11 protein-coding genes are annotated in these 12536 nt (G+C 73.2%); 6 read left to right on the top strand and 5 right to left on the bottom strand.

Going from position 1 to position 12536, the window contains the following annotated elements; translation table 11 throughout:
* Positions 1–17: 17 nt before the first annotated feature.
* The 5 genes from C1701_RS02165 to C1701_RS02185 are packed head-to-tail and all read left to right on the top strand — an operon-like array spanning position 18 to position 7236.
* A complete protein-coding gene (locus C1701_RS02165) occupies positions 18–2999 on the top strand; it encodes a choice-of-anchor M domain-containing protein (protein WP_103055438.1) in 2982 nt (993 codons plus the stop codon).
* The gene (locus tag C1701_RS02170) at positions 2996–4681 is read left to right on the top strand and encodes an anchored repeat ABC transporter, substrate-binding protein (protein WP_337662086.1); all 1686 of its coding nucleotides are present in this window, start codon (positions 2996–2998) and stop codon (positions 4679–4681) included. Before C1701_RS02165 ends, C1701_RS02170 begins: the two co-directional genes overlap by 4 nt.
* Positions 4681–5562, top strand: a complete 882-nt coding sequence (locus C1701_RS02175; RefSeq protein ID WP_103055439.1) for a TIGR03773 family transporter-associated surface protein — start codon at positions 4681–4683, stop codon at positions 5560–5562. The genes C1701_RS02170 and C1701_RS02175 overlap by 1 nt, the downstream gene beginning before the upstream one ends.
* Complete coding sequence (locus C1701_RS02180; RefSeq protein ID WP_026420566.1) at positions 5555–6307, top strand: anchored repeat-type ABC transporter ATP-binding subunit; 753 nt, start codon at positions 5555–5557, stop codon at positions 6305–6307. Before C1701_RS02175 ends, C1701_RS02180 begins: the two co-directional genes overlap by 8 nt.
* Positions 6304–7236, top strand: a complete 933-nt coding sequence (locus C1701_RS02185; RefSeq protein ID WP_245588964.1) for an anchored repeat-type ABC transporter permease subunit — start codon at positions 6304–6306, stop codon at positions 7234–7236. Before C1701_RS02180 ends, C1701_RS02185 begins: the two co-directional genes overlap by 4 nt.
* A 353-nt stretch (positions 7237–7589) precedes the next feature.
* Here the strand turns inward: C1701_RS02185 and C1701_RS02190 are convergent, their stop codons facing one another.
* Positions 7590–8174 carry a TetR/AcrR family transcriptional regulator gene (locus tag C1701_RS02190; protein ID WP_026420567.1) on the bottom strand — a complete coding sequence of 195 codons (585 nt, stop codon included), beginning with the start codon at positions 8172–8174 and terminating at the stop codon, positions 7590–7592.
* A 157-nt stretch (positions 8175–8331) separates the two neighbouring features.
* Between C1701_RS02190 and C1701_RS02195 the strand changes: the two genes are divergently transcribed.
* Positions 8332–9273: an alpha/beta hydrolase family protein gene (locus C1701_RS02195; protein WP_103055441.1), complete on the top strand. Its 942-nt coding sequence runs from the start codon at positions 8332–8334 to the stop codon at positions 9271–9273.
* A gap of 620 nt (positions 9274–9893) precedes the next feature.
* Here C1701_RS02195 and C1701_RS02200 read toward each other — a convergent pair.
* The 4 genes from C1701_RS02200 to C1701_RS02215 form a co-directional block, all read right to left on the bottom strand.
* On the bottom strand, positions 9894–10298 hold the full coding sequence (locus C1701_RS02200; protein WP_026420568.1) for a hypothetical protein: 405 nt from the start codon (positions 10296–10298) through the stop codon (positions 9894–9896).
* 102 nt (positions 10299–10400) lie between these two features.
* Positions 10401–10772, bottom strand: a complete 372-nt coding sequence (locus C1701_RS02205; RefSeq protein WP_245588965.1) for a hypothetical protein — start codon at positions 10770–10772, stop codon at positions 10401–10403.
* A gap of 87 nt (positions 10773–10859) precedes the next feature.
* A complete protein-coding gene (locus C1701_RS02210) occupies positions 10860–11096 on the bottom strand; it encodes a DUF397 domain-containing protein (RefSeq protein WP_026420570.1) in 237 nt (78 codons plus the stop codon).
* A gap of 611 nt (positions 11097–11707) precedes the next feature.
* Positions 11708–12532: a helix-turn-helix domain-containing protein gene (locus tag C1701_RS02215; RefSeq protein ID WP_026420571.1), complete on the bottom strand. Its 825-nt coding sequence runs from the start codon at positions 12530–12532 to the stop codon at positions 11708–11710.
* Between the last annotated feature and the right edge of the window lie 4 nt (positions 12533–12536).

A 12536-nucleotide genomic window follows, 5' to 3' on the forward strand; every position in this document is an offset into this window, starting at 1 on the left:
ATCGGAACGACGTGAGAATGCGTGCGACGACACCACGAACCCGAAGGACCTGGACGGCGCTGATCGCCGCGGCGGCGACGGCGACGCTGCCGGGAGCCGTCCTCGCGACGGCGAGCCCCCTCGGACAGGAGGCCCTGGCCCTCACCCGGTCGGGCAGCGCGGCGGGCTCGCTGGAAGCTCAGGAGGCGACCGACCCGCCGGTGCTGCTGGCGACGGGGTCGGTGGAACTCCAGGCGAGGCTGGACGGATCGTCGCTCTCGGCGGGGTTCACCGATACCAGCGACCCCGAGGGGCCGGTCCGGTACGGGCCGGCGGAAGCCGCCCTGCACGTCCCGGCCGCCGCCGAGACCGTCCAACCCCCGCACCACCCGTTCCCCGCCGATCCAGGGGACGCCGTCTGGACGCTGCCGGCGGCCGGCGCCGAGGGGTTGCCCCGGGTCGCGCTGAGCACCCGGGGCGTCGACCGCGCCGAGGTCACCGGACGCGTCGGCCTCGGGCTGGAGACGCTCAGCGGGCCCGGCGAGGTGGCGGTCTTCGTGACCGCCACCGGCGACCGCCCGCCCTCGGCGGTCCGGTGGAACAGCAGGGACGGCCTACCCGACGTCCACGAGTACCCGCCGGATCGGGACGAGCGGCTGACCTGGAGTTTCTCGGCCGAGGGCACCTACTGCCTGGGGGTGCGGACGACGGCGACGCCCGGGTCGGGCGCCGAGGTCACCGGCCTCGACGTGCTCACCGTCGTCGTCGGGGACGTCTCACCCGGCGAGGTGCGGACCTGCGGCGCGGACCAGCCGGCGCCGGAGGATCCGGTCCTCGTGCTGGACCGGGGGCACGTCGACGCCGTCTACCCCCGGTTGGTCGACGACGAGCTGCGCCTCCAGCTGCGCGACGGCACGCGGCTGCACGACGACGAGGAGGTCATGCGGGAGTTCGACGACGTCGTGCTCCACGCCGGCACCGCCTCGCGGACGACGATCCCCGAGGGCTCCGTCGCCGACTGGCTGGGCCGCCCGGCCGGTGATCCGATGTGGCTGCTGCCGCAGACGAGCCGGCCCGACGTGCTGTGGGCGGGGTGGGGTTCGGACATCCGCTGGCACGAGGAGGTGGTGCTCGGCAGCCTCGACTGGCGGCTCGACCACGTCACCGGGCCGGGGAACCTGGCGATGTACCTGTCGTCGGCGGCCAGGGACGGCGCGCCTCCGGTGTTCGTCAGCCGGGGCGGCAGCCCCAACGTGCGGATGATGAGCGTTCCGGCGCACACCCACGCCAACTGGGCGTTCACCGAGGAGGGCGTCTACTGCCTGACGTTCTCGGCCAGCGGCACCCTGCTCGACGGGAGGACGGTGTCCGACCGGCAGCGCCTGACGCTCGCCGTGGGGGACGTCGCGGCGGAGAAGGTCGTCCCCTGTGGCCGGTCGGGCCCGGCTCCGGAGCGGGAGCCCCGGGAGTCGCCGACCGAGCCCGCCGGGGACCCGGTGGTGCTCGGTGGCCACACCTCCTCCGAGCTGAGCGCGCGTTTCGTCGATGGCGAACTCCGTCTCGACGTCCGGTCGAACCGCGATGCCACCGACCCGAGGTACCACTCCCCCTCGGACGTCGTCCTCCACACCACCGAGTCGGCCACGGTGCCCGCGTCGGGGTTCACCGGTTTCCTGGGGGAGCCCGGCGAGCGGTACTGGCGGTTCCGGTCCACCCAGGGCGCGGGCTGGCCGGTGCTCGGTCTCGACACCGCCGACGTCCTGCCCGACCAGGTCGACGGGGGGACCCTCACCTGGCGGGTGCACGACGCCGGCGGCCCGGGGGATGTGGCGTTCTACGCGGTGGGACGGGGTGGCACGCGCATCCTCGACACGGTCGGCGGTGAGCACGCGTCGGTCCGGACCCGCGCGCACGGCACGCAGGTCCGCGAGTGGGCCTTCGTGGGCGCCGGCACCTACTGCGTGGACGTGGAGGTCAGCGCCACCCGGGCCGACGGGCGCGCCGTGTCCGACCGACAGCTGGTCACGGTGGTCGCCGGGGACGCGGACCCCTCGGCGGTGACACCCTGCGGCCGGGACGACGACGGCCCACCGCCGGACACCCCGACGCCGCCACCCTCCGACGAGCTCGTCGTCCTCGACGAGGGCCACGTGGACGTCGCCGCGCAGGTGCGGGAGGACGAGCTGAGGATGGCCGTCAAGGACGGCACCACCCCCGGCGTGGTGGAGTGGCGCGAGTTGGAGGACGTGCTCTTCCACGCCAACCCCGATTCGGGGACGACCGTTCCCGACGCCCCCGCCTACGACTTCCTGGGTGGGCCCGGCGACCCGGTGTGGATCCTGCCGCAGACCCAGCTGGAGGGGGTGCTGTGGCCGGGGTGGAACACCGAGGAGATCCTTCCCGACCAGCTCGCCGGGGCGGTCCACTGGCGGCTCACCGCGGCGGAGGGGCCGGGGGCCTTCGTCCTCTACCAGGACGGGACGTTCGGGCCGAACGACCCGGTCCTCGACAGCCGGGACGCGCTCCCCACGGGCTTCGACGTGCCCCTCGGCCAGCACGCGCACGCCAACTGGGCGTTCACGGCGGAGGGCGTCTACTGCCTGTCCTTCACGATGTCGGCGACGACCCCGGCGGGCGGGTCCACCTCGGACGGCGGGACCCTGGCCGTCGCGGTGGGCGAGGTGGACGTGACCTCGGTGCCCCGGTGCGGGGAGGGCGACGATCCGGGGCCGAGTCCCACCCCACCACCCAGCACTTCCCCACCCCCCGGCCCGGGTGATCCGGGTGGCACCCCGCCGCCGACCACGACCGCCCCGTCCCACCCGGGTGGCGGTGGTCCCGGCGGCGGACCCGGGAGCGACGGCCCCGGAGGCGGCGGTCCCCAGGGAGGGGGCGGCGGCCTCGCCTGGACCGGCACCGGATCGGCCCTGCCGCTGGCGGTGCTCGGCGGGCTCCTGCTGGTGCTCGGCGGCCTCGTGTGGTGGTTCGGCCGGACCCGCTCCCGCACCCCGACCGGATGAACCGGGAACGCGACGCCGGGAGCGCCGAGGCCCGGCGGGCCGGGCACGAGACGCCCCGCCAACGCACCGACCACGTAGGACGACCACCCACCCAGCGAGTGCCGGCACCGCCGGCGGAAGACGAGGACACCGCGATGCTCGTTCCCCGACGGGCGGTGTGCGCGGTCGCGACCGCGGCACTGCTGACGGCGACTTCGGCCTGTGCCGGAGCGAGTGGCGCCGACGACGGTGAGCTCGTCGTCATCAGCACGACCGAGATCATCGCCGACCTGGTGGCCAACGTGGGCGGTGACCGGGTGAGCAGCAGCTCACTGGTGCCTCCCGGTGGCGACCCCCACTCCTACGAGCCCACCCCGACGGACGCGGGACGCGTCACCAGGGCCGACGTGGCGTTCACCAACCACCTCCTCCTCGAGGAGCAGGCGCTGATCCGCACCATCGACAACAACCTGCCCGAGGACTCCCTGAACGTCTCGCTCGCCGAGATCTCCGAGAGCTACGGCGCCCGCGTCATCCCCCTGGTCGAGAACATCGGGCTCGACGTGCTCTGGCTCGGGCTCCGCGTGCGCGGCGACGGTGAGGAACACGGCGCCACCCGCTCCTCCCGGGTCGAGCTGCGGGCCACCGCGCTCGAGGGCCCCGGGGACCTGGCGGTCTACCTGACCCAGACCCTGGGTGCCCCGGAGGTCTACTACGACTCGGCGAACGGCTTCGACGACACCGACCTCGCCGTCCTGCCACCGGCCGCGCACACCCACGTGAACTGGGCCTTCACCGAGCCCGGGGTGTACCGGCTTGGCCTGGAGGCGGCCCTGGACACCGGGGAGGGCGCCCCGGTGGAGCTGGGGCGGGACACCTTCACCTTCGCCGTCGGGGTCGACCCGCACACGGTGGAGGTGGAGGGGGACGCCGTCATCCTCGACGACGGCCACACCGACCTGACCGTCGACCTCGACACCGGCGAGCTCTACGCCTACACCGACTCGGGCGCCGCCGGCGCCGAGCAGCTCGTCGTCCCCGCCGAGGACGCCGTGATCGACGTCCCCAACCGGGCACGGGAGGAGGTGCCCGGCGACGAGCGGTTCTCCTTCCTGGGAGAACCCGGGGCGCTGGTCTTCCAACTGCCGCAGGCCGTGCTCGGCAAGCACGTCCACGGCGAGATCGACCCCCACCTGTGGCAGAACGTGGAGAACGCCAGGGCCTACGTGCAACACATCCGCGACACCCTGGCCGAGGCCGACCCGGACGGCGCCGGGACGTACCACGAACGCGCCGAGGCCTACCTCGACGAGCTCGGCGAGGTGCACGACCACGTGCGCCGCACGCTGGCCGAGATCCCGGAGGACAACCGCCAGTTGATCACCACCCACGACGCCTTCGGCTACCTCGCCGACGCCTACGACCTGACCGTCGCCGGGTTCGTGGTGCCCAACCCGGCGCAGGAACCCAGCGTCCGGCAGGTCAACACCCTCACCGACACCATCCGCAACCTCGAGGTGCCCGCCGTGTTCATGGAACCCAACCTGGTGCGGCGCACCTCGGTCCTGACCCAGGTGGCCGAGGACCAGGGCGTCGAGGTCTGCACCCTCTACGGGGACGCCTTCGGCGAGGACGTCGGCAGCTACGTCGAGATGATGCGGCACAACGCCGACGAGCTGCGTCGTTGCCTGGGAGGCGCGTGATGCGGGGCCGGGACGGGATCGGGGTGGCGGGCGTGGTCGGGGTGCTCGCTGTCGCGGTGGCACCGGTGGGCCTCGCCTCCCAGGCCCCCGACACCGGGGGCGAGCGGGTGGTCATCTCCGACGGCCACGTGGACATCGGACCCCGGTTCGAGGACGGGGCCTGGGTGCTGCGGGTGCGCGACGACACCGTGGACCCGCCGGCCTGGCGGGACCTGGACGACGTGGTGCTGCACGTCACCGACCTGGCCACCGCGGAGGTTCCCGAGGATGAGGCGTTCTCCTTCCTCGGCGCGCCCGGTGACGAGGTCTGGCTGCTGCCCCAGGCCCAGGTGGAGGGGGTGTTGTGGCCGGGGTGGAACACGCAGGACGCCGAGGTGGCCACCCGCGTGGCCCGGGAGGTCACCTGGTCGTTGCACGGAGTGGAGGGGCCCGGGGAGTTCGCCCTGTTCCTCAACGGGAGCTTCGGTGAGCCCGACCCCGTCTTCGACAGCCGGGAGGGGTTCCCCCAGGCCTCCGGCGTCGAGGTCAACACGCACGTGCACGGCAACTGGGCGTTCCTCGAACCCGGCGCGTACCTGCTCGACATCGAGATGAGCGCGCGGCTGGCGGACGGGGAGGAGGTCAGCGACCGGCGCACCCTCCGGTTCTTCGCCGGCGGGCGTGATCCCGAGGCGGCCTTCGACACCGAGCTGACCCGCGACGACGCCGAACCCTCCGATCCGGCGCCCGACGCCGGCGGCCCGGACGCGGGCGAGGGCGGCTCGACCGGCGGTCCCGTGGTGCTGGCCATCGTGGTCGGTGGCGCGGCCCTGGTGCTCGTGGTGGCCGGGCTGTGGTGGCACCGCCGCTCGAAGGGACGGGAGGGCACCCGACGTGGCTGAACCCCTGGTGCGGGTCGACGGGCTCTCCGTCGACCTCGGTGGCCGCACCGCCCTGCGGGACGTGGACCTGGCCGTGTCGGCGGGAGAACTGGTCGGGCTGATCGGCCCGAACGGCGCGGGGAAGACCACCCTGCTGCGCGCGGTCCTCGGGCTGCTCCCCCCGCGTGCCGGGACGATCCACCTGGGTGACCGCACCCCGGACCGGGCCAGGGGCACGGTCGGGTACGTGCCGCAACGGCACGAGTTCGCCTGGGACTTCCCGATCTCGGTGGAGAAGGCCGTGCTGACCGGCCGGGTCCACCGGGTGGGCTGGTTGCGGCGCCCCGGCGCGGTGGACCGGGACGCGGTGGACGAGGCCCTGGACCGGGTCTCGCTCGGCGGGCTCCGGCGCCGACCGGTCGGGGAGCTGTCCGGCGGGCAGCGGCAGCGGGTGCTGGTGGCCAGGGCGCTGGCCCTGCGCCCGGAGCTGCTGCTGCTCGACGAACCCTTCACGGGGTTGGACGTGCCGACCCAGGAGCTGCTCACCGAACTGTTCGAGGCGCTGCGTCGGGAGGGCAGGGCGCTGCTCATGACGACCCACGACCTGCCGGCGGCCGCGAGCCTGTCGACCCGGTTGTGCCTGCTCAACCGCACGGTGATCGCCGACGGGCCGCCCGCCGGGCTGCGGGACCCGTCGGTGTGGCTGGCCGCCTTCGGCGTGGCCGGCTCGGCCTCGCTGTTGCGTTCCCTGGGGGTGGACACGTGAGTGGTGTGCTCGACTTCCTCGTCGAACCGTGGGACCAGGTGTTCATGCGGCGGGCGTTCCTGGTCGCGATCATGTCCGGCGTGGTCTGCGGGGTCATCGGCACCCACGTGGTGCTGCGGGGCATGGCCTTCATCGGTGACGCCGTGTCGCACGCGGTGTTCCCGGGGGTGGCGGTGGCCTTCGTGCTGCAGGCGAACCTGGTCGTCGGGGGCGCGGTCGCCGGCCTGGTGACGGCATTGCTGGTCGCCGTCTTCTCGCAGAACCGGCGGCTGCGGGAGGACACCGTCATCGGCGTCTTCTTCGCTGGTGCCTTCGGGCTCGGCATCGTCATCCTCAGCACCGCGCCGGGGTACAGCGGTTCGCTCGAGTCGTTCCTGTTCGGGTCGATCCTGGGGATCGGTGACTCCGACGTGCTCGGGGTGGCGCTGGTCGGCGGGGCCGTCGTCGTCTCGGCGCTCGCGTTGTCGAAGGAGATCGTGACCGTCAGCCTCGACCGGGAGACCGCCCGCTCGGTGGGGTTGCCGGTGTTCTGGTTGGACATGGCGCTCTACGCGATGGTCACCGTGGCCATCGTCATCTCGCTCCAGGCGGTCGGGAACGTCCTGGTGTTGGCGCTGCTGATCACCCCGGCGGCGTGCGCGCGGCTGCTCACCGACCGGTTGGGGGTGATGACCCTGCTGGCCCCGGCCATCGGGGCGCTGTCGTCGGTGGTGGGGCTGTACCTCTCCTACGCGCTGGACCTGGCGGCGGGCGGGATGATCGTGTTGACCGCGACGGTGACGTTCCTGGTGTGCTGGTTCCTCGCTCCCCGGCACGGCCTGGTCTCCCGGTGGCGGGCCAGATCCCGCCCGTCCCAGGTGGACGGGGACGAGGACGACCGCGCGGCAGCCGTCTCGGAGGAGGGAACGGGGGCCTCCTCGGCCGGGTAGGAGGCACGCCGGCCCCCCGGTTCGTCCGCCGGGGAGGCGGCCGACCGCGCGCTCGGCGCCGCCTCGCCGACCGCGCCGCCGGCGCGGGGCGGCTCGCCGGGTGGCGTCGGGCCGGCGGTGCCCAGGCCTGCGGGGGGCGAGGCGGGACGAACCGCTGGTCGGGGACGGGAGGCGCCACGGCGCTGGGGCTGGCGGAGGAGCCGGTGGCCCGGGAACGGCGGGGGCGGACACCCGCCGCCGGCGGACCGACGCGCGGGTGCCCGGGGTGGGTCGGGGCCGGTGGGCGACCGCCGGGGCGTCGGCGTTCCCGGTGCCGCCACCGATGCCAGCGCGGTCTGACGGCTGCCCTGGTCCTACCGGCGGCATCCCTCCAGCAACAGGCGCACGGTCAGCCGCGCGTCGTACTCGGGATCGACCCGCTCCGCGCCCGCGCAGATGTCACCGATCGCGCGGAGCAGTTGGTAGGCGGTGACGTCAGCGGTGACCTCGCCGGCGTCCCGCGCGGCGGCGAGGATGTCGGCGAGCACCGGTACGAGCCGGTCGAGGAACAGTGCGTGCAGGGCCGCGAACCCGTCGGGGTCGTCGCGGATCGCGGCGGCGAGGCCGTGCTTGGTCACCAGGAAGTCCGTGAAGAGAGTGACCCACTGGCACATCGCGGCGAACGGTGACGGCTCCGCCGCGAGCAGGGCGGGGCCAGCCTCGGCGCACGCGTCGACCTGGTGCCGGTACACGGCCACGACGAGATCGGCACGCGTGGGGAAGTGCCGGTAGATGGTCCCCATGCCCACGCCCGCCTCGGCGGCGATCCGGCGCACCGGCGCGTCCACTCCGTGCGTGACGAACACCGACGCCGCCGCGTCGAGCAGCGCCTTCTCGTTCCGCCGGGCGTCCGCCCGCTTGGCCGGGTTCCCGGTCGTCGACGACGGCTCCTCGCCCACACCCACGCGTCGTTCCTCTCCACGACCCACTTGGCAACCGGAACACTGCTCCGTATATTCGGAACATCGCTCCGGTTAGGAGTCTAGTCGGTGGTCCGCCCACCGGGTACCCGCGCCCACGGCGCTCACGAGCAGTCGAGAGAGGAAGCAACCCCCCATGCCCGCACCCGACACGGTCGCCCCGAACACCGTCCCCGCGCCCACCCCGATCACCAGCGTCGAACCGGTCGTCCTGCCCGCCCCAGAAGGCGGCGACGACCTGCGGGTACGCGTGTCAGCGCCGGTCTCCGGCACCGGCCTGCCCGTCATCGTCCTCGCCCACGGCTTCGGCAAGTCGATGTCCTCCTACGACCCGCTGGTCGACTTCTGGGCCGCTCACGGCTTCGTCGTCATCCAGCCCACGTTCCTCGACTCGCGCACCCTCGGTCTCACCCCCGACGACCCCCGGTACCCGAACATCTGGCGGATCCGGGTCCAGGACGTCGGACGGGTGCTCGACGAGCTCGACCACCTCCTCACCGCGGTCCCCGGCCTCGCCGACCGCGTCGACCGCGACCGCACGGCGGTCGCCGGGCACTCCTGGGGCGGGCAGACCGTCAGCATGCTCCTCGGCGCGCGCGTCCTCGGCCCGGACGGACGGCCCGGCCCCAGCCACACCGATTCCCGCGTCAAGGCCGGGGTGCTCCTCGCGACCACGGGCATCGGCGGGGACGACCTGACGCCCTTCGCCAGGGAGCACTTCTCCTTCATGAGCCCCGACTTCGACGAACTGACCACGCCGACCCTCGTGGTCGCGGGCGACCAGGACCAGTCCGCGCTCTCGACCCGTGGCCCCGACTGGTTCACCGACGTCCACCACCGCAGCCCCGGGGCCCAGGCTCTGCTCACCCTGTTCGGGGGCGAGCACATGCTCGGCGGGATCCACGCCTACGACGCCGAGGACACCACCGACGAGAGCCCCGAGCGTGTCGCCTTGGTCCGGCGGGCCTGCTGGGCCTACCTCCGGCACGCCCTCGGGATCGACGACATCGCGTGGCGGCGGGTGCGGGCCGAACTCGCGGAGACCACCGACCCGATCGGGCACATCGTCGACAAGTGACGCGGGGCCCGGGGCGACCCGTGTTCCGCGAGCCGTCCGAGGAGGACGGGCCCGGACCCACGATCCTCGCGACGGCGAGCGACCGGCAGCGATGCTCGCCCACCGCCGGGGGCGTGCGACCGGCTTCCCCAGGGCCGCACCGGGCACGAGGCTCGGGACGACGGCGCCGCCGGGCACCGGGAGCGACCTGCCCGCCATGCGCCGCCGCTGGCAGTCGAGCAGCGGGCCGGGACCACACCGGTGGAGCTCGCGCACCGGGTGCGGGCGAGTCGAACGGCCACGAGGACCGTCCGGTGCGGTGTCCCGGCGGGACGAGGTACGGGTGACCAGCCGTGACACGGGTGGGCAGCCGCGCCAGCGGTGCTGGGAGGCGGGGCTCACGCCGCTGGTTCGCCGGGGTGGAGCCCGAGCGGACGTGCTCGGACCCGAGGGCACGAAGGCCGCCGCTCGGATCCCGGGGGTGCGTGCCGCCCGCCGTCGGCGGGCCGCGGTCGACGCGAGACGCGGGACGCGGGGAGGGCGGCGGGACGCGACCCGGGAGCGGACCCCGGCCCGGTGGCGGGCCGGGCAGTGTCAGGCCGTCGGGGGTGGAGCGGACCGTCCTCGGTGGACGGTTCGGGTCAGTACAGCTGGTCGGCGGCGTCGGTCAGCACGTCGGCCAGGTGGTCGACGCGGTCCCGCCCGAAGCGGATCTGCCAGTCCGGCACTCCGGCGCCGTCGAGGGAGAGGGTCACGTAGTCGTGGTCCTCGACGTGGAGGACGAGGGCCGCGACGCCCACGACGGGGTTCCACACCGACCACCGACCCGGCTGGCGGTCCCGGACCGCGTCAGCGAGTTCGACGACCTGGTGCGGGTCCAGGCCGGCGGTGGCCTCCGGGAGGCGGGCGAGTCTGAGCAGCAGCCGGCCCGAGCGGGAGATCTCCGCGATGCTGGACACTCCGCGTCGCTGGCTGATGTGGTAGCCGGGCAACACGCGGACCCAGGAGACGGGTGGTTCCAGCAGGGTGGGCTGAGTCACGGACATCGCATCCCCCGGGATGGTTGGACGGGTGGGGCCGACCGGATGTGGCGGGGGTGGTGGCCGCTCGACCCGCGATGTCGAACCTCCACCGTCTGGTCGTCCCGGTCAGGACGACGCGGCGAGCCAACGCTGCCTGCCGGGTCGCGCCGGCACCCAGCATCCGCCACGGCTCAGTTCCCGACGCCGGACGCGGTGTGCCGCCGCCGGTTCCGGGAGGTGCAGCAGTTCCTCGATCACGTCGGCCGCCGGTCCGCTCGTCCGCCACAACACGGTACGGGGAAAGAAGATATCGGCTTCGTCCGCCGGCATCCTGACCGCCTGCGCGTCGTCCTCCCCGTATAACTGGAGGAGGTCGATGACACCGTCGTGCAAACTGATCCCGGTCACCGCGACCACGTCACCGTTCTCGTCGCGCGGGTGCAGGAATCGGAAGCCCCGCGCCATCATGGCTCGTAGCCTGTCAGCGATATCGGTCATGAACAAACCCATAACTGTCGGCGTTTCACGGCACGCACAGCGTTGTGCGGATCGAGCGGTCGCGCGGTGACGCGATGTTCCAGGCGGTCAGGACAGGACGTAGTCGAACTCGCCATCCTTGGCGCCGGAGAGGAACGCGGCGATCTCGGCCCTGGTGTAGATCAGCGCCGGACCGTCCGGATAGCGGGAATTGCGTAGCGCGATATCGCCGCTGGTGAGTTTGGCGACCTCGACGCAGTTCCCGACCGCGCCGCTCTGCCGACTCTTTCGCCAGGACACCCCGTCCAGAAGTCTGGCCGGTATCCCGTTGCGGATCTCGTCCATCGGACTCTCCCACCTCTCCGACTGCCACCGGAGGCCGGATGCACGTGCATTTGACCGTGCACCTAAAGCTAGCACGCGTGCGTGCACAGGCGTATGCACGTGCAGCGGGACGGTGACGTAGATCACTGTAACGGGCCGCGTCCGGGCGATTGCCACCGGCCACCTCGCCCCTACCACCAGCGGCTTCCGGCGATACCGCGAGCGGGAAAGCGATGTCCTCCGCACCCGCCCCGCACCTCTCCGGGAGGCATCCTCGCCACCCCGGTCGGGCCGAGCATCGGATTCCCACGGCCCGGCGCCGTACTGACCACCCTGGGCCGCGAACCCGCCGCGCCCCGCCCGGCGCCCCGCCGCCAGGACCACGCCCCGCCCGGCTCACCCGACCAGGACCACGCCCCCGCCCGGCGGAACGGGAGGGGCGGCGGCGTGCCGGCACCCGGCCGACACCGCGCGGGAGGACGATCCGCCGCGCCCCCGGTGAGAGGAGGGGACGGGCGGGACCGGGACGGTGGCACCGGGACCGCCTCGGCCACGACGCCGCGCCCACCCCCCGTTCGCCACCAGCCCTGACCACGACGACGGCCACGGACGACGACCCGGGCGGGCAACGCTCAGACCAGGCGGTTCCGCACCTCGTTGAGGATCTTCTTCGTCTGCGCGGGCGTGGCGGCGTCCAGGGTCAACCGGTGGAAGACCTGGCTGTAGAGGTCGATCTCCGCCGGCTTGTCCAGGTAGAGCGCGCCGCACAGGTGTTCGAGGTAGACGATGTCCGGCAACTCCGGCTCGGCGAACCGCAACATCGTGAACGCGCTCTCGGCCGAGGACCCGCGCGGACCGAAGGGGACGACCTGGAGCGAGACGTTCGGCAGTTTGACGAGTTCGAGGAGTTCCTCGACCTGCTCCCGCAGCACCTCCGGGCCACCGAGCGGACGGTGCAACACCGACTCGTCGATCACGGCCCACAACCGGGGCGGCCGGGGATAGGTGAACACCTTCTTGCGCTGCATGCGCAGGGTCACCCGGCGCGACACCTCGTCCTCCGAGGCGTCGGGGATACCGCGTCGGACGACGGCCCTGGCGTAGCGCTCGGTCTGCAACAGACCGGGCACGAACAGCACCTCGTAGGTCTGCACGCGGGAGGCGGACTCCTCCAGCCCGACGTAGTCCTGGAACCAGCGCGGCATCAGGTCGCTGTAGCGGTTCCACCACCCCGGCTGGTTCGACTGCCGCACGAGGTCGAGGAAACTGCCGCGTTCCGCCTCCTCGTGCACGCCGTAGAGGGTCAGCAGGTCGGCGACATCGCGTTCCTTGAAGCTGACGCGACCGAGCTCCATCCGGCTGATCTTGGACTCGGAGCCGCGAATCGCGTGTCCGGCGTCCTCCCGGGAGAGGTCCCTGGCTTCCCGCAGCCTGCGCAACTGCCCACCGAGGACCATTCGC

Source organism: Actinoalloteichus sp. AHMU CJ021, assembly GCF_002895405.1.
In the GTDB taxonomy this organism is placed as follows: Bacteria; Actinomycetota; Actinomycetes; order Mycobacteriales; family Pseudonocardiaceae; genus Actinoalloteichus_B; species Actinoalloteichus_B caeruleus.

What these genes read in the sequence shown, in the direction of transcription:
- C1701_RS02170 (WP_337662086.1), top strand. Translation starts at nt 2,996, where the DNA reads ATGAACCGGGAACGCGACGCCGGGAGCGCCGAGGCCCGGCGGGCCGGG.
- C1701_RS02195 (WP_103055441.1), top strand. Translation starts at nt 8,332, where the DNA reads ATGCCCGCACCCGACACGGTCGCCCCGAACACCGTCCCCGCGCCCACC.
- C1701_RS02205 (WP_245588965.1), bottom strand. Translation starts at nt 10,772, where the DNA reads ATGACCGATATCGCTGACAGGCTACGAGCCATGATGGCGCGGGGCTTC.
- C1701_RS02200 (WP_026420568.1), bottom strand. Translation starts at nt 10,298, where the DNA reads ATGTCCGTGACTCAGCCCACCCTGCTGGAACCACCCGTCTCCTGGGTC.
- C1701_RS02175 (WP_103055439.1), top strand. Translation starts at nt 4,681, where the DNA reads ATGCGGGGCCGGGACGGGATCGGGGTGGCGGGCGTGGTCGGGGTGCTC.
- C1701_RS02165 (WP_103055438.1), top strand. Translation starts at nt 18, where the DNA reads ATGCGTGCGACGACACCACGAACCCGAAGGACCTGGACGGCGCTGATC.
- C1701_RS02215 (WP_026420571.1), bottom strand. Translation starts at nt 12,532, where the DNA reads ATGGTCCTCGGTGGGCAGTTGCGCAGGCTGCGGGAAGCCAGGGACCTC.
- C1701_RS02210 (WP_026420570.1), bottom strand. Translation starts at nt 11,096, where the DNA reads ATGGACGAGATCCGCAACGGGATACCGGCCAGACTTCTGGACGGGGTG.